The sequence below is a fragment of the Escherichia sp. WS1152 genome (assembly GCF_046487665.1).
GTDB classification, from domain to species: Bacteria; Pseudomonadota; Gammaproteobacteria; order Enterobacterales; family Enterobacteriaceae; genus Escherichia; species Escherichia coli.
In genome coordinates, this window is sequence record NZ_JBJQJA010000003.1 from 1 (window position 1) to 23,506 (window position 23,506).

The window sequence follows — 23,506 nt, forward strand, 5'->3', positions numbered from 1 at the left end:
CCCCCTCTTTGGTCTTGCGACGTTATGCGGTATTAGCTACCGTTTCCAGTAGTTATCCCCCTCCATCAGGCAGTTTCCCAGACATTACTCACCCGTCCGCCACTCGTCAGCAAAGAAGCAAGCTTCTTCCTGTTACCGTTCGACTTGCATGTGTTAGGCCTGCCGCCAGCGTTCAATCTGAGCCATGATCAAACTCTTCAATTTAAAAGTTTGATGCTCAAAGAATTAAACTTCGTAATGAATTACGTGTTCACTCTTGAGACTTGGTATTCATTTTTCGTCTTGCGACGTTAAGAATCCGTATCTTCGAGTGCCCACACAGATTGTCTGATAAATTGTTAAAGAGCAGTTGCGACGCGGCTTTCAGCTCACTGTCGCGAGGTGGCGTATATTACGCTTTCCTCTTTCAGAGTCAACCCTGAATTTCAGGATTTTTCTCTTCAACCGAACTGGCTGTTTGTGTGAAGTGATTCACATCCGCCGTGTCGATGGAGGCGCATTATAGGGAGTCGGCTCAGGAAGACAAGCGGAAAAATGCATTTTTATTTCAATCGCTCATCTTTTAATCATTGCGCCGGTTTTTGCTGCTTTTTTATCGCTTGCGGCAGGTCTGCCAGGCTATTTAACACCCAATCTGCCGCGTTTTCTGCTTCAGGTGTAATAGGTTTACCCGTACGCACCAGCACTTTTGTTCCCACGTTCGCCGCAACCGCTGCCTGCATATCTTCTAATTTATCGCCCACCATATAAGAAGCGGCCATATCAATATGCAAATAATCGCGTGCTGACAAAAGCATCCCCGGATGTGGTTTGCGGCAATCGCAGACCTGGCGAAACTCTTCAACACTACCCTGCGGATGATGCGGGCAATAATAGATACCATCCAGATCGACATCTCGGTCCGCCAGCGACCAGTCCATCCACTCGGTCAGCGTTTCAAACTGTGCTTCGGTAAATTTACCGCGAGCAATGCCAGACTGGTTGGTTACTACCACCAGCGCAAAGCCCATTTTTTTTAGCTCGCGCATGGCGTCAATAACACCGTCGATAAATTCAAAGTTGTCGATCTCATGGACATAGCCGTGATCGACATTAATAGTGCCGTCACGGTCAAGAAAAATTGCGGGTACGCTCTTCGCCACCTTTTATAGCTCCTTAATAAGGCATGTGACGCTAGTATCGCATGTTTCGACCTGCAAGAAAGTGCTCTTCGCATAAACCTGATTGATTTAGACGTCTGGATGCCTTAACATCCATTTCATTGACGGCGTTGCCCGTTTCAGGCATTCGAGATGCCACGACTAACTTAATGACGATAATAAATAATCAATGATAAAACTTTCGAATATCACCAAAGTGTTCCACCAGGGCACCCGCATCATCCAGGCGTTGAACAACGTCAGCCTGCATGTGCCAGCTGGACAAATTTATGGCGTTATCGGTGCCTCAGGCGCGGGTAAGAGTACGCTTATACGTTGTGTAAACCTGCTGGAGCGCCCAACCGAGGGTAGCGTGCTGGTCGATGGCCAGGAACTGACCACGCTGTCAGAATCCGAGTTGACCAAAGCTCGTCGCCAGATTGGTATGATTTTCCAGCATTTTAACCTGCTCTCTTCGCGTACTGTTTTTGGCAACGTGGCTCTGCCGCTGGAGCTGGACAATACACCGAAAGACGAGATCAAACGTCGCGTGACGGAATTGCTGTCATTGGTTGGTCTTGGCGATAAGCATGATAGCTACCCGTCGAATCTTTCCGGTGGGCAGAAACAACGTGTGGCGATTGCCCGTGCATTAGCCAGCAATCCCAAAGTATTGCTGTGTGATGAAGCCACCAGCGCGCTGGACCCGGCAACGACACGTTCTATTCTCGAACTGCTGAAAGACATCAACCGCCGTCTGGGTTTGACGATTCTGTTGATCACCCACGAAATGGACGTTGTGAAGCGTATTTGTGATTGCGTGGCGGTCATCAGCAATGGCGAACTAATCGAGCAGGACACGGTAAGTGAAGTGTTCTCACATCCGAAAACGCCGCTGGCGCAGAAGTTTATTCAGTCAACCCTGCATCTGGATATCCCGGAAGATTACCAGGAACGTCTGCAAGCGGAGCCATTCACTGACTGCGTGCCGATGCTGCGTCTGGAGTTTACCGGTCAATCGGTCGATGCCCCACTGCTTTCTGAAACCGCGCGTCGTTTCAACGTCAACAACAACATTATTAGCGCGCAGATGGATTACGCCGGTGGCGTGAAGTTCGGCATCATGCTGACTGAAATGCACGGCACACAACAAGATACGCAAGCCGCCATTGCCTGGCTGCAGGAACACCATGTAAAAGTAGAGGTACTGGGTTATGTCTGAGCCGATGATGTGGCTGCTGGTTCGTGGCGTATGGGAAACGCTGGCAATGACCTTCGTATCCGGATTTTTTGGGTTTGTGATTGGTCTGCCGGTTGGCGTCCTGCTTTATGTCACGCGTCCGGGGCAAATTATTGCTAACGCGAAGCTGTATCGTACCGTTTCTGCGATTGTGAACATTTTCCGTTCCATCCCGTTCATTATCTTGCTGGTATGGATGATTCCGTTTACCCGCGTTATTGTCGGTACATCGATTGGTTTGCAGGCAGCAATTGTTCCGTTAACCGTTGGTGCAGCACCGTTTATTGCCCGTATGGTCGAGAACGCTCTGCTGGAGATCCCAACCGGGTTAATTGAAGCTTCCCGCGCAATGGGTGCCACGCCAATGCAGATCGTCCGTAAAGTGCTGTTACCGGAAGCGTTGCCGGGTCTGGTGAATGCGGCAACTATCACCCTGATTACCCTGGTCGGTTATTCCGCGATGGGTGGTGCAGTCGGTGCCGGTGGTTTAGGTCAGATTGGCTATCAGTATGGCTACATCGGCTACAACGCGACGGTGATGAATACGGTACTGGTATTGCTGGTCATTCTGGTTTATTTAATTCAGTTCGCAGGCGACCGCATCGTCCGGGCTGTCACTCGCAAGTAACGTTCAACACAACATAAATAATTGAAGAAGGAATAAGGTATGGCGTTCAAATTCAAAACCTTTGCGGCAGTGGGAGCCCTGATTGGATCACTGGCACTGGTAGGCTGCGGTCAGGATGAAAAAGATCCAAACCACATTAAAGTCGGCGTGATTGTTGGTGCCGAACAGCAGGTTGCAGAAGTCGCGCAGAAAGTTGCGAAAGACAAATATGGCCTGGACGTTGAGCTGGTAACCTTCAACGACTATGTTCTGCCAAACGAAGCATTGAGCAAAGGTGATATCGACGCCAACGCCTTCCAGCATAAACCGTACCTTGATCAGCAACTGAAAGATCGTGGCTACAAGCTGGTCGCAGTAGGCAATACTTTTGTTTATCCAATTGCTGGTTACTCCAAGAAAATCAAATCACTGGATGAACTGCAGGATGGTTCGCAGGTTGCCGTGCCAAACGACCCAACTAACCTTGGTCGTTCACTGCTGCTGCTGCAAAAAGTGGGCTTGATCAAACTGAAAGATGGCGTTGGCCTTCTGCCGACCGTTCTTGATGTTGTTGAGAACCCAAAAAATCTGAAAATTGTTGAGCTGGAAGCACCGCAACTGCCGCGTTCTCTGGACGACGCGCAAATCGCTCTGGCAGTTATCAATACCACCTATGCCAGCCAGATTGGCCTGACTCCGGCGAAAGACGGTATCTTTGTCGAAGATAAAGACTCCCCGTACGTAAACCTGATCGTAACGCGTGAAGATAACAAAGACGCCGAGAACGTGAAGAAATTCGTCCAGGCTTATCAGTCTGACGAAGTTTACGAAGCAGCAAACAAAGTGTTTAACGGCGGCGCTGTTAAAGGCTGGTAATTTTTAGGCTGTTTCCACAATTTGTAATATCATTCAGGACGGGCGCTTGCCCGTCTTGTCATTTTTACAAGCTCCTGATTCAATATTGACGTTTTGATCATACATTGAGGAAATACTATGCGTGCTTTACCGATCTGTTTAGTAGCACTCATGCTAAGCGGCTGTTCCATGTTAAGCAGATCCCCTGTCGAACCCGTTCAAAGCACTGCACCCCAGCCGAAAGCGGAGCCTGCAAAACCGAAAGCGCCGCGCGCCACGCCGGTCCGAATTTATACCAATGCAGAAGAATTAGTCGGCAAACCGTTCCGCGATCTCGGTGAAGTCAGTGGCGACTCTTGCCAGGCCTCTAATCAGGACTCTCCGCCGAGCATTCCAACCGCACGTAAGCGGATGCAAATCAACGCCTCTAAAATGAAAGCCAATGCGGTATTACTGCATAGCTGCGAAGTCACCAGCGGTACGCCGGGCTGCTATCGTCAGGCTGTATGTATCGGTTCTGCGCTTAACATTACGGCGAAATGAGCAGTTTCCAGTTCGAGCAAATAGGCGTTATTCGCTCGCCCTATAAAGAAAAATTCGCCGTTCCGCGCCAGCCAGGTCTGGTAAAAAGCGCCAACGGCGAACTGCATCTCATTGCTCCCTACAACCAGGCCGACGCCGTTCGCGGCCTGGAAGCGTTCAGCCATTTATGGATCCTTTTCGTCTTTCATCAAACGATGGAAGGCGGCTGGCGTCCGACTGTGCGTCCACCGCGCCTCGGCGGTAACGCCAGAATGGGGGTTTTCGCAACACGCTCTACTTTCCGCCCTAACCCAATTGGCATGTCGCTGGTAGAGCTGAAAGAGGTTGTTTGCCATAAAGACAGCGTGATTCTGAAGCTCGGCAGTCTGGATCTGGTCGATGGTACGCCGGTAGTGGATATCAAACCGTATCTCCCCTTTGCCGAATCGCTTCCCGATGCCTGTGCCAGCTATGCGCAAAGTGCGCCAGCGGCAGAGATGACGGTGAGTTTTACCGCAGAGGTCGAAAAGCAGCTTTTGACGCTGGAGAAGCGTTATCCGCAGTTAACCCTGTTTATCCGCGAAGTACTGGCGCAAGACCCGCGCCCGGCCTATCGTAAAGGTGAGGAAACGGGCAAAACCTATGCCGTCTGGCTGCATGATTTTAACGTTCGCTGGCGCATTACCGACGCAGGTTTTGAAGTCTTTGCGCTGGAACCGCGTTAAATTGACGCCCTTCTCTTTTGACATTTCTTTTGCACTGGTAAACTAAATCACTTTTTTTGTCCCAGGCTCGCCTTGAGCCTGTTCTACCTTCCAACTGGAACCGTAACAACATGCGTACTAGCCAATACCTGCTCTCCACTCTCAAGGAGACACCTGCCGACGCCGAGGTGATCAGCCATCAGCTGATGCTGCGCGCCGGGATGATCCGCAAGCTGGCCTCCGGGTTATATACCTGGCTGCCGACCGGCGTGCGCGTTCTGAAAAAAGTCGAAAACATCGTGCGTGAAGAGATGAACAACGCCGGTGCGATCGAGGTGTCGATGCCGGTGGTTCAGCCAGCCGATTTGTGGCAAGAGAGTGGTCGTTGGGAACAGTACGGTCCGGAACTGCTGCGTTTTGTTGACCGTGGCGAGCGTCCGTTCGTACTCGGCCCAACTCATGAAGAAGTTATCACTGACCTGATTCGTAACGAGCTGAGCTCTTACAAACAGCTGCCGCTGAACTTCTATCAGATCCAGACCAAGTTCCGCGATGAAGTGCGTCCGCGTTTCGGCGTCATGCGTTCCCGCGAATTCCTGATGAAAGATGCTTACTCTTTCCATACTTCTCAGGAATCCCTGCAGGAAACCTACGACGCAATGTATGCGGCCTACAGCAAAATCTTCAGCCGCATGGGGCTGGATTTCCGCGCCGTACAGGCCGACACCGGTTCTATCGGCGGTAGCGCCTCTCACGAATTCCAGGTGCTGGCGCAGAGCGGTGAAGACGATGTGGTCTTCTCCGACACCTCTGACTATGCAGCGAACATTGAACTGGCAGAAGCTATCGCGCCGAAAGAACCGCGCGCTGCTGCTACCCAGGAAATGACGCTGGTTGATACGCCGAACGCGAAGACCATCGCGGAACTGGTTGAACAGTTCAATCTGCCGATTGAGAAAACGGTTAAGACTCTGCTGGTTAAAGCGGTTGAAGACAGTAGCTTCCCGCTGGTTGCTCTGCTGGTGCGCGGTGACCACGAACTGAACGAAGTTAAAGCAGAAAAACTGCCGCAGGTTGCCAGCCCGCTGACTTTTGCGACTGAAGAAGAAATTCGTGCCGTGGTTAAAGCCGGTCCGGGTTCACTGGGTCCGGTAAACATGCCGATTCCGGTGGTGATTGACCGTACCGTTGCGGCGATGAGTGATTTCGCTGCTGGTGCTAACATCGATGGTAAACACTACTTCGGCATCAACTGGGATCGCGATGTCGCTACCCCGGAAGTTGCGGATATCCGCAACGTGGTGGCTGGCGATCCAAGCCCGGATGGTCAGGGTACGCTGCTGATCAAACGTGGTATCGAAGTCGGTCACATCTTCCAGCTGGGTACCAAGTACTCCGAAGCACTGAAAGCCTCCGTACAAGGTGAAGATGGCCGTAACCAGATCCTGACTATGGGTTGCTACGGTATCGGCGTAACGCGCGTAGTAGCTGCAGCCATTGAGCAGAACTACGACGAACGCGGCATCGTATGGCCTGACGCGATCGCACCGTTCCAGGTGGCGATTCTGCCGATGAACATGCACAAATCCTTCCGCGTACAAGAACTTGCTGAGAAACTGTACAGCGAACTGCGTGCACAAGGTATCGAAGTGCTGCTGGATGACCGCAAAGAGCGTCCGGGCGTGATGTTTGCTGATATGGAACTGATCGGTATTCCGCACACTATTGTGCTGGGCGACCGTAACCTCGACAACGACGATATCGAATATAAATATCGTCGCAACGGCGAGAAACAGTTAATTAAGACTGGTGACATCGTCGAATATCTGGTGAAACAGATTAAAGGCTGATGCCAGAAAGGGTCCTGAATTTCAGGGCCCTTTTTTACATGGATTGTATAAAATGGATAAACCAAAGGCGTACTGCCGCCTGCTTCTCCCCTGCTTTCTTTTACTTTCGGCCTGTACCGTTGATATCAGCCAGCCAGACTCCTCTGCCACAGCAGTAGATGCCGAGGCGAAAACATGGGCTGTCAAATTCCAGCATCAAAGCTCTTTCACCGAACAATCAATAAAAGAAATAACGGTACCTGATCTCAAACCCGGCGATTTGCTGTTCTCCTCAAGCCTGGGGGTAACCTCATTTGGGATCCGCGTTTTCAGCACTTCCTCTGTGAGTCACGTTGCAATCTATCTGGGTGAAAATAACGTTGCAGAAGCGACAGGCGCTGGCGTCCAGATTGTTTCCCTTAAAAAAGCGATGAAGCATAGTGATAAACTTTTCGTCTTACGAGTCCCGGATCTTACCCCGCAACAAGCCACAGAAATCACCGCGTTCGCCAATAAAATCAAAGATAGCGGTTATAACTATCGCGGCATTGTCGAATTTATTCCCTTTATGGTGACTCGCCAGATGTGCTCACTGAATCCGTTCTCCGAGGATTTTCGCCAACAGTGCGTCAGCGGCCTGGCGAAAGCGCAGTTAAGCAGTGTGGGCGAAGGAGACAAAAAGTCGTGGTTTTGTTCGGAATTTGTCACTGATGCATTTGCCAAAGCCGGGCATCCGCTTACGCTGGCGCAATCGGGCTGGATTAGCCCTGCCGATCTGATGCATATGCGTATTGGTGATGTCTCTGCGTTTAAGCCAGAAACGCAGTTACAGTATGTTGGGCACCTGAAGCCAGGGATTTATATCAAGGCGGGTCGCTTTGTTGGGCTGACCCGGTGATAAAGTAAATGCCTTATCCGCCTTAAGGTATGAGGGGGGTTGTAGGCATGATAAGACGCGCCAGCGTCGCATCAGGCGTTGAGCACCATTGCCGGATGCGGCGTAAACGCCTTATCCGGCCTACAAAAAACGTGCAAATTCAAAATGTTGAAATATATCCTTCTGGCCTGTTTTGCGTTTGTTTCTGTCTCAAGACGGGTTACTGCCCCAAACTACTGCAATCCTTGTTTGGGTAAAATTTACCTGCCGTATCGGGCGCTAATACTTTGGTCGGCGCACCGGTATCCGGATTAGCCTCAAGCGTAAAGTGACCTTCCACTGACAGTAACACCGGTTTTTCACTGCTGCCGCGAGCAGCCAGATACCCTCGTTCCAGCTCTGCGTTATTCGCCACCATGAAACGTTTTCCGGTCGCGCAATCAGTGAAGGTCGCCGCATCAGCCATATAAAAATACATGCCCCGCAGGGTCATCGGCGTCATGGGTAAACTGGATTGTGCCGGTTCCAGCGTATAGTTGAACTGCGATTCAATCGGATTGCCTTCACGATCGAGCATCTCCAGCGCATCGCCTTTCGCCCGATAATATGACTTTTCACCTTTGCTGTCGGTTAATACCAGCTTGTCAGCGGTTCGCGCCCATGTACCGTAGGAAGCGAAGGAGGAAGGTTCTTCACGAGCACCGAGATAACGCTCATTCATCACCCATGTTCCGTCTTTTTCGAGGAACAGAGAGGTTTCGATTCCTTCGCAATCGGCACACGGCAGCACGCCGCGCCAACTTTGCGGCATCGGTTTCAGTTCGGCTGCCTGCGCCGGAGAAAGCGTATCGACTTCGGCCCGATTATTACAACCCATCAGAGTAAAGAGGCTGATTACAGCCATCGCTGTCACTATCGCTTTTTTCACCATCCATTCCTTCTTTTTATTCCCGACCGCTGCGCACTTTGCCGCGCATCGCCTTCACGCTTGATTTTTGTGCTTTCGATGCCAGCCTGCGCTCTTTCGATGCACGGGTGGGCCGCGTGGGTCGTCGGGCTTTTTGTTCTGTTGTTAATTCTTTAATCACAGCCACCAGCCGGGCCAGAGCTGCTTCGCGGTTCAGTTCCTGACTGCGGTATTCCTGTGCCTTAATGACAATCACGCCATCACTGCTGATCAAATGATGGCTGGCGGCGAGCAGACGCTCTTTGTAATACTCTGGCAGGCTGGACGCCCGAATGTCAAAACGCAGATGAATAGCCGTTGAGGTCTTATTAACATGCTGCCCGCCCGCGCCCTGCGCACGAATGGCGGTGATCTCAAGCTCACCATCGGGAATAGCAACATGTCGGGAAATCACAATCATGAAGGTTGTTGCCAGGCGGTTAAGTTCACTTCCAGATTATTCTTATCATCTGATAACCAGATAACACCATCCTGAATCGTTGCCTGCAGCGTCATGGTACGATCGGCAAAGGCGCTCACTTTCGCCAGCTGCTCGTCGTCCAGATACCAGACAGAAAGATTGGCAAACTGCGCACATTTGCTCTGATTTTGCTGCCACCAGATTTGCGCCGCCCGACTATTATAGGTAAACAGCGCCACTTCTGCGGCCTGGGTGCAGGCTTTCTTAATTCGTCGCTCATCCGGCAGCCCCAGCTCAATCCACAAATCAATGCCCAGGTGATCGTTACGCAGCCACGCTTCCGGCTCATCATCGGCACACAAACCACGGGTAAATTGCAGACGTTCATCGGCATATTTCAGCCACGCCAGCAAGCGCAGCATCATACGCTCCTGGGTTTCTGAAGGATGGCGCGCCAGCGTCAGAGAGGCATCGAGAAACTGGTTACGGTCGAGATCGGCCACATTAACCGTCGCTTTATAAATTGTCGCTTTAAGCGCCATAAGAAAACTCCTTTCGAATCAGGAGGCCATTGTAACGGAATACGTGCAGTTGCGGCGCTGATATTGCAGAAATGAGTGTGGTATAGTCACCTTGCGAAACAGAGTTTATCTTCGTAGGCTTAGACTTGCATCCACGGTTAAGTCAGAGTGCTGACAGGAGGGCATGTGGAAAAATATTGTGAGTTAATACGCAAGCGGTACGCGGAAATCGCCAGCGGAGACTTAGGATACGTTCCGGACGCGCTGGGCTGCGTTTTGAAAGTGCTGAATGAAATGGCTGCCGACGACGCCCTTTCTGAGGCTGTCAGGGAAAAAGCAGCATACGCTGCGGCAAACTTACTGGTGAGCGATTATGTCAATGAATGATACGTATCAACCAATCAATTGTGATGATTACGATAATCTTGAGCTCGCCTGCCAGCATCATTTAATGCTGACACTTGAGCTGAAAGATGGCGAAAAATTGCAGGCAAAAGCCAGCGATTTAGTCTCCCGCAAAAATGTGGAGTATCTGGTCGTCGAGGCCGCTGGCGAAACCCGTGAGCTACGTCTGGATAAAATTACCAGCTTTAGCCACCCGGAAATCGGTACGGTGGTGGTAAGCGAATCCTGATTGACTTTTGCCGGATGCGACGTTTGATGCGTCTTATCCGGCTTTCACTTAACTAAGCGTTTTCTGCCAGACAAAACTTACGCCCTTCTCACCTTCAGCCACACCTTCTTGCGTCACAAATACCCCTGCCGCCGCAATCAGCGTTTCGCCATAAAACAGCAGTGGCGTGGTGTCACGTAGCCACGGCGGCACGCCCAGCTCCTGCCAGATTTTCTTCAGCTTACGTCCGCCGTTGCGACCGACAATATGCAGCAATCCTGGCGCTTTGAAACGCACGCTGACCGCTTCGTCTGCACGCGGAGGGCGAATATCGCCTCCCGCAGTAAGCTGTACACTTCCCAGCCCCGCCGGTAATTCCAGCGGTTGTAGCCACGTCTGCCACGGCACAATGGTTTCGCTTTGCCCGGCAACGGATTTAATCCACCACAGTTGCGATTGATAGCGGCGTATTTCAAACGCGCCAAAGCGTAAACAGGGGGAGGCATCTTCCCGCGCCAGCGCCACTTCCTGCCAGATCCGCACCAGCGCGTCGCGGGAAGGCATCGGTGCATTCTGCCCTGCCAGCCAGCGGCGGATAATTGCCGCGCGACGGGCATCACTCATCGCCAGCATTGGCGCAATCTGCAGCGTCCCCTGCGGCGTTTGGCAGTGCGCTAAATCATCTGCCAGCAATTCATCCAGCAGGCTCTCTTGTTCAGCACAAAGTGCGGCGCTGCGAGCCGTTGCTTCGGCAAAATGCGGCCAACGCTGCTGCAATAACGGCACTACACGCAGGCGCAGAAAGTTACGATCGTATGAGTCGTCCTGATTACTTTCGTCTTCAATCCAGCGTAAACCATGCGCTAATGCCCACTGCTCCAGTTCCCCCCGCGTGCGGGCGAGCAACGGGCGGATAAGCCGTGTTCCGGCAAACTCCGAAACTTCCGCCATAGCCGAAAGCCCGGCAGGGCCGCTACCACGTTTTAGCGCCAGCAGAAAGGTTTCACATTGATCGTCGAGATGTTGCGCGGTGACCAGCACTTCACCGGGCAACAAGGTGCGGGCAAATGCCTGATAACGCGCCTGCCGCGCCTGGGCCTCAATGCCCAGTCCTTCTTGCGCAAGTTGCACGCGCTCGACCACCAGCGGCACCTGCCACTGTTGGCAGATGTTCTCGCAATGCCTAACCCAGGCATCGGCATTGGCACTTAAACCGTGATGCACATGGATAGCGCGTAGAGTGACGCCCGGATTTTCCGTCCGCCACTGCACCAACTGATGCAGCAGAACGGTGGAGTCAAGCCCGCCGCTAAAGGCCACCAGAATCTGGCGTGAGGTGAGAAGTTGTCTATTGAGCGTGAGTGTCATGATGGTGCGATTTTACAGTAGCAATGCCCGGCACGTTACCGGGCAAATGCCGCGATGACAAGCCTTACTGCTCATACAGTTCCAACGGCAGCCCGTCCGGATCGTTAAAGAAGGTGAAGCGTTTTTGCGTGTATGGATCGACACGGATGGCTTCACACTTCACGTTATGGCTTTCAAGGTGCGCCACTGCCGCATCGATGTCATCAACGCTAAAAGCCAGATGACGCAGGCCGCAAGCTTCCGGTCGGCTGGGGCGCTCCGGCGGGAACGGAAATGAGAAAAGCTCAATCACATATTGCCCATTAAGCGCCAAATCCCCTTTCCACGAGTCGCGCGCTTCGCGATAGACTTCGCTTTGCAGCGTGAAACCAAGAATATCGCAGTAGAAAGCTTTGCTCACCGCATAATCCGTCGCAATAATCGCAATATGGTGAACCTGTTTTAAACCCAGCATAACGTCTCCTTTATTTGTTAACAGCACGTTACTCGCCCGGAAGCCGCTCTGGCAAGTTATCCCGCCATTTTTAGGACTCGTACGCGGTAAACGCCGTCTTCGTCCTGTTTCGCACCGTGAATATCCGTTTCAAAACCGGGGTAATGTTGCCCTACGGAACAAAGCATCAGTAGAAAATCGAGTACTGTGCGGCTCTCTTTGGTCAGCATTTCTCCAGGCATCAACAGCGGTACGCCCGGTGGATAAGGCAGGATCATATTTGCCGATACTCTACCGACCAGTTGTTCCAGCGCAATGGTTTCTACTTCACCTTTAATCTGTCTCTGCCATGCCTGATGTGGCGTCATGATCATCTCCGGCAAAGTATCGAATGCCCGTAACATCAAACCGGGAAGATCGTGTTTACGAATCAGCTTATGGATCCCTTGCGCCAGATCCTGAATACGCATATTGCGGTAGAAATCGGGATCTTCAGCATAGAGATCGGGCAGCATATTTTTGATCCGCAGGTTGAGATCGTAAGAGCGCTTAAATTCCGTCAACCCACGCAATAATCCCATTGCTTTGGTTTTATCGATGCCAATACTAAAGAGAAACAGCAGGTTATAAGGGCCGGTTTTCTCTACTACGATCCCACGTTCGTCGAGGAATTTTGCCACCAGCGCCGCCGGGATCCCCTCCTCACTCATATTGCCCTGTTCGTCCATCCCCGGTGTCAAAATAGTGACTTTAACCGGATCGAGAAACATATGATCGGCATCCGCATCGTTAAAGCCGTGCCACTGTTCGCCAGGCGCAACGGGCCAGCATTCGGCTTCATCCACCTGCGGCGGTTGCCAGATATCGAAAAACCAACCGTCAGACTCTTCCCGCAACCGCTGGACCTCTTTGCGAAAATGCAGCGCCCGCTCCACCGAACGGTTAATCAGCCGTTTACCCGGATTACCACGCAGCATCGCTGCTGCCGTCTCAACCGAAGCAACAATGGGATAACTGGGCGAGGTGGTGGTATGCATCATAAAGGCTTCGTTAAAGGCCTCTTCGTCATACTCGCCTTTAATGTGGATCAGCGAAGCCTGCGATAACGCCGCCAGCATTTTGTGGGTCGATTGCGTTTCGAAGATCACTTTTCCCGCAACACGCTCGCCGCTCATACCACTTTTCCCCTGGTAGATCGGATGAAAATGGGTGTACGGCACCCAGGCGGAATCGAAGTGGATCGACGGGACATCCAGCGTCTGTTTGATCCAGTCGGTGTTGTAGAGCAAGCCATCATAGGTTGAGTTGGTAATCACCGCATGAACCGGCCATTGTGCCTGCGTGGTGGCAGCGACTTTCTCTTCGATGCTGTCACGAGTAAATTCACGGCGCGGGATCCCACCCAGAATCCCCAACGCATTACGCGTCGGTTTCAGCCAGACTGGCACTACATCGTTCATCATCAACAGATGCGCCAGTGATTTATGGCAGTTGCGGTCGATCAACAGCGTACTGCCGGATGGCGCGGCGTACATACCCACAATTTTGTTCGACGTCGATGTTCCGTTGGTAACGATATAACTCTGTTCCGCGCCGAAAGTCCGCGCGATGTACTCTTCCGCTTCCAGGTGTGGCCCGGTGTGGTCGAGCAACGAACCAAGCTCGGTGACCGAAATAGATACATCAGCCTTAAGAGTATTCCCGCCGAAAAAATCATAAAACAGACAGCCAACCGGGCTTTTTTGATATGCGGTGCCGCCCATATGCCCCGGCGTACAAAAGGTGTACTTCCGCTCTTTGACGTAGGTAAACAAGGCTTTCGTGAACGGTGGGGTAATGTTATCAAGATATTCGTCGGTGTACTGACGCATACGAATGGCGATATCTTCCGCCTGCCCCAGCGCATATTCAAAAAACCAGAGCGCCATCCGCATATCCTGCACGCTGACATCCATCGTCGAGTGGGTGTTGATGAAGGCATAAAGCGGGAGATATTCATTAAGCTGATTGATATCGCTACATAAATCGAGACTGTACTCATCCCAGTCAAAAATCACGCCGCAAATTCGAGGGTTATGTTCGATAAATTTCAGCAAATCAACGCTGTTTTGTGGCCAGATAATCTGAAAGCCTTGCGCCACCAGCGCCGACTCCAGTTCTTTGATGGGCTCATCTTTATAAAAGACGCCATGCGGTCCCATAATGGCAATGATGTTCATGTGTTCCTCCTGGAAAATCCTTCCTTAATCATAGCCTGCTCAAACCGTGGCGATAAAAAAGGGCCACCGAAGTGACCCTTTTTCAGAACTTTTGCGAATTACGCGTAACCGTAGCTCATCAGGCGCTGATAACGACGATTTTTTAAATCTTCAGTGCTTAACACGTCGAGATCGGCCAGATCCGCCAGCAGTTGCGCTTTCAACGATGCCGCCATCGCTTCCGGGTTACGGTGAGCGCCGCCCAGCGGTTCCGGGATGATGGAGTCGATCAGTTTCAGCTCTTTCAGACGCGGAGCGATGATACCCATCGCTTCAGCCGCCAGCGGCGCTTTGTCGGCGCTCTTCCACAGAATGGACGCACAACCTTCCGGCGAGATAACGGAATAGGTGCTGTATTGCAGCATATTCACTTTATCGCCCACGCCAATCGCCAGCGCACCGCCAGAACCACCTTCACCGATAACCGTACAAACTACCGGTACGCCGAGGCGAGACATTTCACGCAGGTTGCGTGCAATGGCTTCAGACTGACCACGTTCTTCTGCGCCCACGCCCGGATAAGCCCCCGGGGTGTCGATAAAGGTGATGATTGGCATCTTAAAGCGTTCAGCCATTTGCATCAGGCGCAGAGCTTTGCGGTAACCTTCTGGTGCTGGCATACCAAAGTTACGGCGAATTTTTTCTTTGGTTTCACGACCTTTTTGATGACCAATGATCATCACCGGACGACCATCGAGACGGGCGATACCACCGACGATAGCTTTATCGTCTGCATACGCGCGGTCGCCAGCCAGTTCGTCAAATTCATCAAATGCCAGGCGAACGTAATCCAGGGTATAAGGACGCTGTGGATGGCGTGCCAGTTGCGCAATCTGCCATGCACCGAGATCGGCGAAGATTTTACGCGTCAGTTCTACGCTTTTTTCACGCAGACGATGCACTTCTTCATCGATGTTAATATCCAGTTTCTCATCCTGACGGCTAACCGCAGTCAGAGAATCGATTTTCGCTTCCAGCTCTGCAATCGGCTGTTCAAAATCAAGGAAATTCAGACTCATAGTATTCCTGTATTAGTCAAACTCCAGTTCCACCTGCTCCGAACCAATGAGGCCACGGAGATCGTTTAATAAACGATCGCTCGGAGAGACACGCCACGTCGCGCCAAAACGCAACCGCGCGCGTGCATCCGCCCTCTGATAGTAGAGATGTACTGGAATTGTCCCAGAGCGGTGGGGTTCCAGAGACTGACGGAGTCGGTTTAAAAGCTGGTCATCAATTTGCCTGTCCGTCAGCGAGATAGCAAGCCCGCGAGCATATTTTTCCCGGGCTTCGTCAATATCCATCACTTCGCGAGCGGTCATTTTAAGCCCACCGCTGAAGTCATCAAAGCTGACCTGTCCGCTGACGATAAGTATGCGGTCTTTTTCCAGCAATTGCTGGTATTTATCCAGGGCGTCAGTAAACAACATCACTTCCAGCCGCCCGGAACGGTCATCCAGCGTGCAGATACCGATACGATTGCCGCGCTTGGTGACCATAACCCGCGCGGCAACAACGAGCCCCGCAGCCGTGATGACTTTACCACGTTCTGTCGGGTGCATGTCTTTCAGCCTTACGCCTCCGACATAACGCTCAATCTCTTTTAAATACTGGTTGATAGGGTGTCCGGTCAGGTACAGGCCTAACGTTTCACGTTCCCCATCTAATACCACCTGCTCCGGCCACGGTTGGCAGCTGGCATAGGATTGTTCAATTTGTTCCGGCTCTTCGGCCAGCACGCCGAACATATCGGCCTGACCGATAGCTTCCGCTTTCGCGTGTTGATCTGCCGCTTTTAACGCATCGCCCAGCGAGTTCATCAGTGCCGCGCGGTGTGGCCCAAGACGGTCAAACGCCCCGGACATAATCAGTTTTTCCAGCACTCGCCGGTTTAACTTTTTGGTGTCGGTTCGGGCGCAGAGATCAAACAGTTCGCGGAAGTAGCCGCCTTTATTACGGGCTTCGATGATCGCCTCAATCGGACCTTCACCTACCCCTTTGATCGCGCCAATACCATACACGATTTCGCCGTCGTCGTTGACGTGGAAATGGTAAAGACCGGAGTTTATATCTGGTGGCAGGATTTTCAGCCCCATCCGCCAGCACTCATCCACCAGGCCCACCACCTTCTCGGTGTTGTCCATATCGGCGGTCATTACCGCCGCCATAAACTCCGCCGGATAGTGCGCTTTCAGCCATAACGTTTGATATGACACCAAAGCATAGGCCGCAGAGTGCGATTTGTTAAATCCGTAACCAGCGAATTTCTCCACCAGGTCGAAGATTTTCATCGCCAGTTCAGCGTTGATTCCGTTCTTTTCTGCACCTTCAGCAAATACAGAACGTTGCTTAGCCATCTCTTCCGGCTTTTTCTTACCCATCGCACGACGCAGCATATCCGCGCCACCGAGGGTATAACCAGAAAGCACCTGGGCAATCTGCATGACCTGTTCCTGATACAGGATGATGCCGTAGGTTGGCTCCAGTACCGGTTTCAGGCTTTCATGCTGCCACTGTACGTCCGGATAGGAGATCTCTTCGCGACCATGTTTACGGTCGATAAAGTTATCCACCATCCCTGACTGCAACGGGCCGGGGCGGAACAGTGCCACCAGTGCGATCATATCTTCGAAGCAGTCAGGTTGCAGACGCTTGATCAGGTCCTTCATGCCGCGCGATTCAAGCTGGAATACCGCCGTGGTTTCCGAGCGTTGCAGCATGTCGAAGCTTTTCTTGTCATCCAGCGGGATCGCGGCGATATCCAGCGGCGGCTCGCCATTCTTCGCCCGCCGCTTGTTGATCATCTCCAGCGCCCAGTTGATGATGGTGAGCGTACGCAAACCAAGGAAGTCGAACTTCACCAGTCCGGCGTATTCAACGTCGCTTTTATCAAACTGGGTAACCGGATGTTTGCCCTCTTCATCGCAATAAAGCGGCGCAAAATCGGTAATTTTGGTCGGCGCGATAACCACCCCACCGGCGTGCTTACCGGCGTTACGGGTGACCCCTTCCAGTTTGCGCGCCATGTCGATCAGCGCCTTAACTTCTTCATCCGCTTCGTAGATTTCCGGCAGCTGCGGCTCGGCTTCAAACGCTTTCGCCAGCGTCATCCCCGGATCGGGCGGGATCAGTTTCGAGATACGATCGACAAAGCCGTACGGATGCCCCAGCACGCGGCCTACGTCGCGGATCACCGCTTTCGCCGCCATCGTACCGAAGGTGATAATCTGCGATACCGCATCACGACCGTACATGTCCGCTACGTGTTCGATAACCTGATCGCGTTTCTCCATACAGAAGTCAACGTCGAAGTCAGGCATGGAGACACGTTCCGGGTTAAGGAAACGTTCGAACAGCAGGTCAAATTCCAGCGGATCGAGGTCGGTGATTTTCAGCGCGTAGGCCACCAGTGAACCCGCACCGGAGCCACGGCCTGGCCCTACCGGTACGCCGTTATCTTTCGACCACTGGATAAATTCCATAACGATGAGGAAGTAGCCCGGGAAGCCCATCTGGTTGATAACCTGAAGTTCAGTCTCCAGACGTTCGTCATATTCCGGGCGGCGCTTAACACGTTCTTCCTCATCAGGGAATAAAAAGGCCAGACGCTCTTCCAGGCCCTCTTTTGCACGCTTGACCAGATAATCTTCGGTGCTCATGTCCCCGGTCGGGAACTGCGGCAGGAAGTATTCACCAAGACGCACGGTTACGTTACAACGTTTGGCGATCTCAACGGTGTTGGCAAGAGCTTCGGGGATGTCGGCAAACAGCTCGCACATCTCCTCTTCGCTACGCATATATTGCTGCGGCGAATAGTTACGCGGGCGTTTAGGATCGTCGAGGGTAAAGCCGTCGTGGATCGCGACGCGGATTTCGTGTGCGTCAAAGTCGCTGCTGTCGATAAAGCGCACATCGTTAGTCGCCACGACGGGCAAACCGCGCGCTTCCGCCAGTTCCACCGCCGCGTGCAGATAGCTTTCTTCATCCGGCCTGCCGGTGCGGATCAGCTCGAGAAAATAGCGATCCGGGAAGTGTTCTTCATAAAACGCGACACACTCATCTACCAGCGCGCTGTTACCACGCAAAAGACTGCGTCCGACGTCGCCCATGCGCCCGCCGGAAAGAAGGATCAACCCTTCGTTTGATTCGATAAGCCAGTCGCGATCGATGATCGGCCCGGCGGCACCGTACCCGCGCTGATACGCTTTTGAGATCAGCAACGTCAGATTCTGATAGCCGGTATTGTTCGCCGCCAGTACCGTCAGGTGGGTTAACTCATCACCCAGCAGGTCGCACTGGACGTTAAAATCTGCCCCGACGATAGGCTTAATCCCTGCGCCATGTCCCGCTCCGTAGAACTTCACCAGACCGCAAAGGTTGGTGAAATCGGTGATCGCCAGTGCTGGCATACCCAACGCCGCCGCCTTTTTTACCAACGGTGCGGTTTTGGCCAGGCCATCGATCATCGAGTAGTCGCTGTGCACCCGCAGGTGTACGAAACGTGGTTCAGACATCTTCAGATTCCGGTTTACTTAATCTCGACACAAGAATCAGGACGCAAGTCCCAGTGCGCGTTTGACAGGCCCAAAGCTGCGCCGATGGTGTTCGGTCGCGCCGTGTTCAGCCAGTTTTTCCAGATGAAAAGCGGTTGGATACCCTTTGTGTTGGGCAAAACCATATTGCGGGAAAACAATATCCAGCGCCGCCATTTCGGCGTCGCGCGTCACTTTCGCCAGGATAGACGCGGCACTGATTTCCGGTACGCGGCTATCGCCTTTCACCACTGCCATCGAAGGCATCGGTAATTTCGGGCAGCGGTTACCATCAATCAACACATATTCCGGCGCAATATGCAGCCCAGCAACGGCACGCTGCATCGCCAGCATGGTCGCATGTAAAATATCCAGTTCATCGATTTCGTGAGGTTCCGCGCGGCCCAGACTCCAGCTCAACGCTTTCTCTTTGATCTCTTCACAGAGCGCCAGACGACGTTTTTCGCTCAGCTTTTTGGAATCATTCAGCCCGGCAATCGGGCGCGCCGGGTCGAGAATCACCGCAGCGGTGACGACCGCGCCAACTAACGGCCCGCGTCCGACTTCATCCACACCCGCAACCAGTTGCGTGTGCGGATAGACAAATTCGATCATTGTGCTAACTCCAGAACGGCTTGTGCCGCCTGCTCATCGGCATTGCAGCGGATCTGCTGATGCAGTTCACGGAAGGTATCGTGCATCGCGTGGCTGGTTTTCCCGTTCGCCAACAGCGGTAACAGCGCCGCAGCCAGTTTTTGCGGCTCACACTCTTCCTGCAATAACTCTTTGACTAACTCTCTGCCCGCCAGCAGATTTGGCAGCGAGACATAATCAGTTTTCACCAGACGCTTCGCCAACCAGAAGGTGAAAGGCTTCATGCGATACCCCACCACCATTGGGCATTTCGCCAGCATACACTCCAGGGCTGCCGTACCCGACGCCAGTAGCGCCGCATCACTGGCGACCATCGCCTCACGGCCCATTCCATCCAGCAAATGAACCGACAGGTCTGGCGCAACTTCCGCTTTGATACGCTCAAACTGCTCACGGCGTTTGGCATTCACCAGCGGCACCACGATCTCGAGATCCGGATATGTCTGGCGCAAAAGCTGGGCCGTTTTCAGGAAATCGGCACTAAGCATTTCGACTTCCGCGCCACGGCTGCCCGGCAACAATGCCAGACAGTGGGCATCGTGAGGGATACCCAGCACATCACGGGCGGCGTTTTTATCTGGATCTAACGGCATGGCATCAGCCATCGTGTGACCGATAAAACGGCACGGCACGTTATACTTGTCATAAAACGCTTTTTCGAAAGGCAGAAATGCGAGCACCAGATCGGTGGCTCTGCCTATTTTGAAAACGCGTTTCTGTCGCCACGCCCAGACGGACGGACTGACATAATGAATGGTTTTGATACCCTGCTTTTTAAGGTTACCTTCGAGGGTAATATTGAAGTCAGGCGCATCAATGCCAACAAAAACATCTGGCTTTAGTTCACCAAAACGCTTTGTCAGATCGGCACGAATATGCAGTAAGCGACGCAGACGACCGAGCACTTCAACAATGCCCATCACCGCCAGTTCTTCCATTTCGTACCAGGCTTCGCAGCCTTCAGCCTGCATTCGTGGCCCGGCAACGCCAACAAAGCGGGCGTTGGGCACACGTTCTTTCAGAGCGCGGATTAAACCGGCCCCCAGGATATCGCCGGAGGTTTCTCCGGCGACCAGGGCAATCGTTAATGGACGCTGTTCAGTCATTAACGAATCAGACCGCGCGTTGAGCGTGCAAAGAAATCGGTAAAAGCTTTCACTTCCGGATACGTTTCCGCCAGTTCAGCAATTTCCGGTTTCACTTCATCGAGCGTTTTACCGCTGCGATAAATCAGCTTATACGCATTGCGGATAGCGGTAATCGCCTCGCGGCTGAATCCGCGGCGCTTCAGCCCTTCGATATTGACACCGAACGGCGTTGCGTGGTTACCCTGCGCAATGACATAAGGAGGGACGTCCTGCGCCACACCGGAGCAACCGCCAACCATCACATGCGCACCAATGATGCAGAACTGATGGACTGCGGTCATGCCGCCGATGATCGCGAAGTCGTCTACCGATACGTGACCCGCCAGCGTTGCGTTGTTGGCGAGAATACAGCGGTTACCTACCGTACAATCGTGCGCAATGTGCGCGTTGATCATCAGTAAGTTGTCGCTGCCCACCTTCGTCAATCCACCGCCCTGGACTGTGCCACGATGAATGGTGACGCTTTCGCGAATGCGGTTACGATCGCCGATTTCCACACGGGTCGGTTCGCCAGCATATTTCAGATCCTGGTTAACTTCACCGATGGAGGCGAACTGATAAATCTCATTATCGCGGCCAATTTTAGTATGGCCATTCACGACAACGTGAGATTTCAGTACGGTACCCTCACCAATTTCGACATGGGGTCCAACGATACAAAAAGGACCAATGTGTGCGTTCGCGCCAATCGACGCGCCCTCTTCCACAATGGCGGTTGGATGCACAAAGGCGGATTTATCAATCACGTATCAGGCCTCCCGGCTACGAGCACACATCATCGTTGCTTCGCAAACTACTTTACCGTCGACCAGAGCAACCCCTTTAAAACGGGTCAGGCCGCGGCGCGTTTTTTCGAAAGTGACTTCCATGATCATTTGATCGCCAGGCACGACCGGGCGCTTGAAGCGCGCTTCGTCAATACCAGCGAAATAGTACAGCTCACCCGGTTCCAGTTTTCCTACGCTTTTAAACGCCAGAATACCTGTTGCCTGTGCCATTGCTTCCAGAATCAGCACACCCGGGAAAATCGGTTTTCCAGGGAAATGGCCCTGGAAGAATGGCTCATTGACAGAGACATTTTTTACTGCGCGCAGAAAACGACCTTCTTCAAAATCCAGCACGCGATCCACCAGTAAGAAAGGGAAACGGTGCGGCAGAAGTTCTAAAATCTCTTCAATCTGCAGAGTATGAGTGTTAGTAGTCAAGATACTCTTCCTGTCAAAATATAAGAAACGACAATAATAACACGGCCTGCCGCAATCGTAAGAATGAGACAGGCCGTAAAGTTTGGCGAACAAAAGATGGAACGTTAGTCTTGTTGATTAACCTTGCGCTCAAGCGATTTCAGACGCTTGCTCATGTCATCAATGTTCATCACCAGTGCAGCGGTTTTGCGCCAGACTTTGTTGGGTTGCAGCGGAATGCCTGAGGAATAGACGCCTGGTTCAGTGATGGGACGCATCACCATACCCATGCCCGTAACCGTCACTTTGTCGCATATTTCCATATGCCCGTTGATTACGCTGGCTCCGCCGATCATGCAGTAACGACCAATTTTCAGGCTGCCCGCCATAATGACGCCACCGGCAACCGCCGTATTGTCGCCAATCACGACGTTATGTGCAATCTGGCACTGGTTATCAATGATCACGCCATTGCCAATAATAGTGTCATCCAGCGCGCCGCGATCGATGGTTGTGCAGGCACCGATCTCCACGCGATCGCCAATAATTACGCGACCAATCTGTGGGATCTTCACCCAGTTACCACGATCGTTGGCATAACCAAAGCCGTCTGCGCCTACCACTGTTCCGGACTGGATCAGGCAATTCTGACCGATCTGGATCTCATGGTAAATGGTTACGTTCGCCCAGAGACGCGAACCTGCACCGATTTTGCTGTTTTTACCTACGAAGCAACCGGCACCGATAATCACGTTATCGCCCAGTTCAACGCCGGACTCAATCACCGCGTTAGCGCCAATCGATACATTGTTACCCAGCTTCGCCGTCGCGTCGATCACCGCACTGGGTGCAATGTTCTGCGCGGGCTGCGGCGTGGTATCTAAAATTTGCGCCATGCGCGCGTAAGTCAGGTAGGGATTCTTCACTACCAGCGCGGCACTTTTCGCGAAAGGAAGATCGTCTTGGGTCATGACAACCGCGGACGCCTGGCACAAGCCTAAATGCTCACGGTATTTTGGGTTAACCATGAACGTAATGTGACCTGTTTGTGCAGATTGCATGGACGCAACGCCGGTGATGACGATATCGCCATCACCGTGTAGTTCTGCATCCAACTGCTGCGCTAAATCAGCCAGTCGAATTGAAGGCATTACTTATTTAACCTGTTTCAGTACGTCGGCAGTGATGTCTTTTACATCGCTGCTGTTGTAAGCAACGGCGTTTGCATCAACAACCAGATCGATATCCTGGCTGTTGGCAACGGATTTCACAGCAGTCTGGATACGAGTAACCAGTTTGCCGCGTTCTTCGTTGGAACGACGTGCGCGATCCTGCTCAAAAGCCTGCGCTTTCTGAGCAAAAGTCTGGCGCTGAGCCATCACGTCTTTTTCCAGCTTAGTGCGATCGCTGCCCGCTTTCATGGACTGCAGCTTTTTCATTTTAGCCTGCAGATCGGTTTCCATACGCTGCAGTTCGCTGGCACGGCCTTTGAACTCATTTTCCAGCGTGTTAGAAACACCGGTTTTCTGCGCTACCTGCTGGAACAGGCTGCCCATGTTGACGATTGCAATTTTGTCAGCCGCCTGAGCAGATGTTGCCAGTGCTAAACCGAGACCTGCAGCTAATAACCACTTTTTCACAATAAACTCCTTACC

General features: G+C 52.5%; 24 protein-coding genes and 1 rRNA gene. 9 read left to right on the forward strand and 16 right to left on the reverse strand.

Features of this window, described 5'->3' with window-relative positions; genetic code table 11:
* Positions 1-204: ribosomal RNA gene (locus ACJHW7_RS06235) — 16S ribosomal RNA — on the reverse strand; the annotation flags it as partial.
* A gap of 362 nt (positions 205-566) precedes the next feature.
* Positions 567-1,142 carry a D-glycero-beta-D-manno-heptose 1,7-bisphosphate 7-phosphatase gene (gene gmhB, locus ACJHW7_RS06240; protein WP_001140187.1) on the reverse strand — a complete coding sequence of 192 codons (576 nt, stop codon included), beginning with the start codon at positions 1,140-1,142 and terminating at the stop codon, positions 567-569.
* A 187-nt stretch (positions 1,143-1,329) separates the two neighbouring features.
* Here gmhB and metN point away from each other — a divergent pair, with 187 nt between their 5' ends.
* The 7 genes from metN to ACJHW7_RS06275 all read left to right on the forward strand — a co-directional run bounded on the left by metN (position 1,330) and on the right by ACJHW7_RS06275 (position 7,794).
* Positions 1,330-2,361 carry a methionine ABC transporter ATP-binding protein MetN gene (metN, locus tag ACJHW7_RS06245; RefSeq protein WP_000593983.1) on the forward strand — a complete coding sequence of 344 codons (1,032 nt, stop codon included), beginning with the start codon at positions 1,330-1,332 and terminating at the stop codon, positions 2,359-2,361.
* On the forward strand, positions 2,354-3,007 hold the full coding sequence (locus ACJHW7_RS06250; protein ID WP_001294600.1) for a methionine ABC transporter permease MetI: 654 nt from the start codon (positions 2,354-2,356) through the stop codon (positions 3,005-3,007). Before metN ends, ACJHW7_RS06250 begins: the two co-directional genes overlap by 8 nt.
* Positions 3,008-3,046: 39 nt before the next feature.
* Positions 3,047-3,862: a methionine ABC transporter substrate-binding lipoprotein MetQ gene (gene metQ / locus ACJHW7_RS06255; protein ID WP_000874224.1), complete on the forward strand. Its 816-nt coding sequence runs from the start codon at positions 3,047-3,049 to the stop codon at positions 3,860-3,862.
* Between the two features lie 117 nt (positions 3,863-3,979).
* On the forward strand, positions 3,980-4,384 hold the full coding sequence (rcsF, locus tag ACJHW7_RS06260; RefSeq protein ID WP_001202329.1) for an Rcs stress response system protein RcsF: 405 nt from the start codon (positions 3,980-3,982) through the stop codon (positions 4,382-4,384).
* Positions 4,381-5,088, forward strand: coding sequence for a tRNA (N6-threonylcarbamoyladenosine(37)-N6)-methyltransferase TrmO (gene tsaA / locus ACJHW7_RS06265; protein WP_000094004.1), 708 nt, complete (start codon positions 4,381-4,383; stop codon positions 5,086-5,088). The genes rcsF and tsaA overlap by 4 nt, the downstream gene beginning before the upstream one ends.
* A gap of 110 nt (positions 5,089-5,198) precedes the next feature.
* On the forward strand, positions 5,199-6,917 hold the full coding sequence (gene proS / locus ACJHW7_RS06270) for a proline--tRNA ligase (protein ID WP_001260703.1): 1,719 nt from the start codon (positions 5,199-5,201) through the stop codon (positions 6,915-6,917).
* A 52-nt stretch (positions 6,918-6,969) separates the two neighbouring features.
* Complete coding sequence (locus tag ACJHW7_RS06275; protein ID WP_001308258.1) at positions 6,970-7,794, forward strand: YaeF family permuted papain-like enzyme; 825 nt, start codon at positions 6,970-6,972, stop codon at positions 7,792-7,794.
* Positions 7,795-7,993: 199 nt separating this feature from the next.
* Here ACJHW7_RS06275 and nlpE read toward each other — a convergent pair whose 3' ends face one another.
* From nlpE to ACJHW7_RS06290, 3 genes are read right to left on the reverse strand one after another with little or no spacing between them, the layout of a single operon-like run.
* Positions 7,994-8,704 carry an envelope stress response activation lipoprotein NlpE gene (gene nlpE / locus ACJHW7_RS06280; protein WP_021556433.1) on the reverse strand — a complete coding sequence of 237 codons (711 nt, stop codon included), beginning with the start codon at positions 8,702-8,704 and terminating at the stop codon, positions 7,994-7,996.
* A 13-nt stretch (positions 8,705-8,717) separates the two neighbouring features.
* Positions 8,718-9,140, reverse strand: a complete 423-nt coding sequence (gene arfB, locus ACJHW7_RS06285; protein WP_000635550.1) for an alternative ribosome rescue aminoacyl-tRNA hydrolase ArfB — start codon at positions 9,138-9,140, stop codon at positions 8,718-8,720.
* On the reverse strand, positions 9,137-9,682 hold the full coding sequence (locus ACJHW7_RS06290) for a YaeQ family protein (protein WP_001185286.1): 546 nt from the start codon (positions 9,680-9,682) through the stop codon (positions 9,137-9,139). The genes arfB and ACJHW7_RS06290 overlap by 4 nt, the downstream gene beginning before the upstream one ends.
* 165 nt (positions 9,683-9,847) lie before the next feature.
* On the opposite strand from ACJHW7_RS06290, the gene ACJHW7_RS06295 reads away from it, so the two are divergent.
* Both ACJHW7_RS06295 and rof read left to right on the forward strand, forming a co-directional pair.
* Positions 9,848-10,048, forward strand: coding sequence for a YaeP family protein (locus ACJHW7_RS06295; protein WP_000417058.1), 201 nt, complete (start codon positions 9,848-9,850; stop codon positions 10,046-10,048).
* Positions 10,035-10,295, forward strand: coding sequence for a Rho-binding antiterminator (gene rof / locus ACJHW7_RS06300; protein ID WP_000062312.1), 261 nt, complete (start codon positions 10,035-10,037; stop codon positions 10,293-10,295). Before ACJHW7_RS06295 ends, rof begins: the two co-directional genes overlap by 14 nt.
* 48 nt (positions 10,296-10,343) lie before the next feature.
* Here rof and tilS read toward each other — a convergent pair whose 3' ends face one another.
* The 11 genes from tilS to skp form a co-directional block, all read right to left on the reverse strand.
* Complete coding sequence (gene tilS, locus ACJHW7_RS06305) at positions 10,344-11,642, reverse strand: tRNA lysidine(34) synthetase TilS (RefSeq protein ID WP_021556432.1); 1,299 nt, start codon at positions 11,640-11,642, stop codon at positions 10,344-10,346.
* Between the two features lie 64 nt (positions 11,643-11,706).
* Positions 11,707-12,096, reverse strand: a complete 390-nt coding sequence (locus ACJHW7_RS06310; protein ID WP_000901098.1) for a VOC family protein — start codon at positions 12,094-12,096, stop codon at positions 11,707-11,709.
* A gap of 56 nt (positions 12,097-12,152) precedes the next feature.
* Positions 12,153-14,294 carry a lysine decarboxylase LdcC gene (gene ldcC, locus ACJHW7_RS06315; RefSeq protein WP_001020973.1) on the reverse strand — a complete coding sequence of 714 codons (2,142 nt, stop codon included), beginning with the start codon at positions 14,292-14,294 and terminating at the stop codon, positions 12,153-12,155.
* Positions 14,295-14,392: 98 nt separating this feature from the next.
* Positions 14,393-15,352 (reverse strand): acetyl-CoA carboxylase carboxyl transferase subunit alpha, encoded by a 960-nt coding sequence (accA, locus tag ACJHW7_RS06320; protein WP_000055741.1) that lies wholly within the window; start codon positions 15,350-15,352, stop codon positions 14,393-14,395.
* 12 nt (positions 15,353-15,364) lie between these two features.
* Complete coding sequence (gene dnaE / locus ACJHW7_RS06325) at positions 15,365-18,847, reverse strand: DNA polymerase III subunit alpha (RefSeq protein WP_021556431.1); 3,483 nt, start codon at positions 18,845-18,847, stop codon at positions 15,365-15,367.
* Between the two features lie 36 nt (positions 18,848-18,883).
* The gene (gene rnhB, locus ACJHW7_RS06330; RefSeq protein ID WP_072847812.1) at positions 18,884-19,480 is read right to left on the reverse strand and encodes a ribonuclease HII; all 597 of its coding nucleotides are present in this window, start codon (positions 19,478-19,480) and stop codon (positions 18,884-18,886) included.
* Positions 19,477-20,625, reverse strand: a complete 1,149-nt coding sequence (gene lpxB / locus ACJHW7_RS06335; RefSeq protein ID WP_000139667.1) for a lipid-A-disaccharide synthase — start codon at positions 20,623-20,625, stop codon at positions 19,477-19,479. Before lpxB ends, rnhB begins: the two co-directional genes overlap by 4 nt.
* Entirely contained in the window at positions 20,625-21,413 is a 789-nt protein-coding gene (gene lpxA, locus ACJHW7_RS06340) for an acyl-ACP--UDP-N-acetylglucosamine O-acyltransferase (RefSeq protein ID WP_000565966.1), read from the reverse strand. The genes lpxB and lpxA overlap by 1 nt, the downstream gene beginning before the upstream one ends.
* Positions 21,414-21,416: 3 nt before the next feature.
* Complete coding sequence (gene fabZ, locus ACJHW7_RS06345) at positions 21,417-21,872, reverse strand: 3-hydroxyacyl-ACP dehydratase FabZ (RefSeq protein ID WP_000210739.1); 456 nt, start codon at positions 21,870-21,872, stop codon at positions 21,417-21,419.
* A 104-nt stretch (positions 21,873-21,976) separates the two neighbouring features.
* Positions 21,977-23,002: a UDP-3-O-(3-hydroxymyristoyl)glucosamine N-acyltransferase gene (gene lpxD / locus ACJHW7_RS06350; protein ID WP_001139279.1), complete on the reverse strand. Its 1,026-nt coding sequence runs from the start codon at positions 23,000-23,002 to the stop codon at positions 21,977-21,979.
* A 3-nt stretch (positions 23,003-23,005) separates the two neighbouring features.
* Positions 23,006-23,491 carry a molecular chaperone Skp gene (skp, locus tag ACJHW7_RS06355; RefSeq protein WP_000758956.1) on the reverse strand — a complete coding sequence of 162 codons (486 nt, stop codon included), beginning with the start codon at positions 23,489-23,491 and terminating at the stop codon, positions 23,006-23,008.
* Positions 23,492-23,506: the final 15 nt, after the last annotated feature.

What these genes read in the sequence shown, in the direction of transcription:
- accA (WP_000055741.1), bottom strand. Translation starts at nt 15,352, where the DNA reads ATGAGTCTGAATTTCCTTGATTTTGAACAGCCGATTGCAGAGCTGGAA.
- rnhB (WP_072847812.1), bottom strand. Translation starts at nt 19,480, where the DNA reads ATGATCGAATTTGTCTATCCGCACACGCAACTGGTTGCGGGTGTGGAT.
- dnaE (WP_021556431.1), bottom strand. Translation starts at nt 18,847, where the DNA reads ATGTCTGAACCACGTTTCGTACACCTGCGGGTGCACAGCGACTACTCG.
- arfB (WP_000635550.1), bottom strand. Translation starts at nt 9,140, where the DNA reads ATGATTGTGATTTCCCGACATGTTGCTATTCCCGATGGTGAGCTTGAG.
- metQ (WP_000874224.1), top strand. Translation starts at nt 3,047, where the DNA reads ATGGCGTTCAAATTCAAAACCTTTGCGGCAGTGGGAGCCCTGATTGGA.
- nlpE (WP_021556433.1), bottom strand. Translation starts at nt 8,704, where the DNA reads ATGGTGAAAAAAGCGATAGTGACAGCGATGGCTGTAATCAGCCTCTTT.
- proS (WP_001260703.1), top strand. Translation starts at nt 5,199, where the DNA reads ATGCGTACTAGCCAATACCTGCTCTCCACTCTCAAGGAGACACCTGCC.
- ACJHW7_RS06275 (WP_001308258.1), top strand. Translation starts at nt 6,970, where the DNA reads ATGGATAAACCAAAGGCGTACTGCCGCCTGCTTCTCCCCTGCTTTCTT.
- metN (WP_000593983.1), top strand. Translation starts at nt 1,330, where the DNA reads ATGATAAAACTTTCGAATATCACCAAAGTGTTCCACCAGGGCACCCGC.
- rof (WP_000062312.1), top strand. Translation starts at nt 10,035, where the DNA reads ATGTCAATGAATGATACGTATCAACCAATCAATTGTGATGATTACGAT.
- lpxD (WP_001139279.1), bottom strand. Translation starts at nt 23,002, where the DNA reads ATGCCTTCAATTCGACTGGCTGATTTAGCGCAGCAGTTGGATGCAGAA.
- ldcC (WP_001020973.1), bottom strand. Translation starts at nt 14,294, where the DNA reads ATGAACATCATTGCCATTATGGGACCGCATGGCGTCTTTTATAAAGAT.
- ACJHW7_RS06250 (WP_001294600.1), top strand. Translation starts at nt 2,354, where the DNA reads ATGTCTGAGCCGATGATGTGGCTGCTGGTTCGTGGCGTATGGGAAACG.
- tilS (WP_021556432.1), bottom strand. Translation starts at nt 11,642, where the DNA reads ATGACACTCACGCTCAATAGACAACTTCTCACCTCACGCCAGATTCTG.
- tsaA (WP_000094004.1), top strand. Translation starts at nt 4,381, where the DNA reads ATGAGCAGTTTCCAGTTCGAGCAAATAGGCGTTATTCGCTCGCCCTAT.
- ACJHW7_RS06310 (WP_000901098.1), bottom strand. Translation starts at nt 12,096, where the DNA reads ATGCTGGGTTTAAAACAGGTTCACCATATTGCGATTATTGCGACGGAT.
- ACJHW7_RS06290 (WP_001185286.1), bottom strand. Translation starts at nt 9,682, where the DNA reads ATGGCGCTTAAAGCGACAATTTATAAAGCGACGGTTAATGTGGCCGAT.
- rcsF (WP_001202329.1), top strand. Translation starts at nt 3,980, where the DNA reads ATGCGTGCTTTACCGATCTGTTTAGTAGCACTCATGCTAAGCGGCTGT.
- lpxB (WP_000139667.1), bottom strand. Translation starts at nt 20,625, where the DNA reads ATGACTGAACAGCGTCCATTAACGATTGCCCTGGTCGCCGGAGAAACC.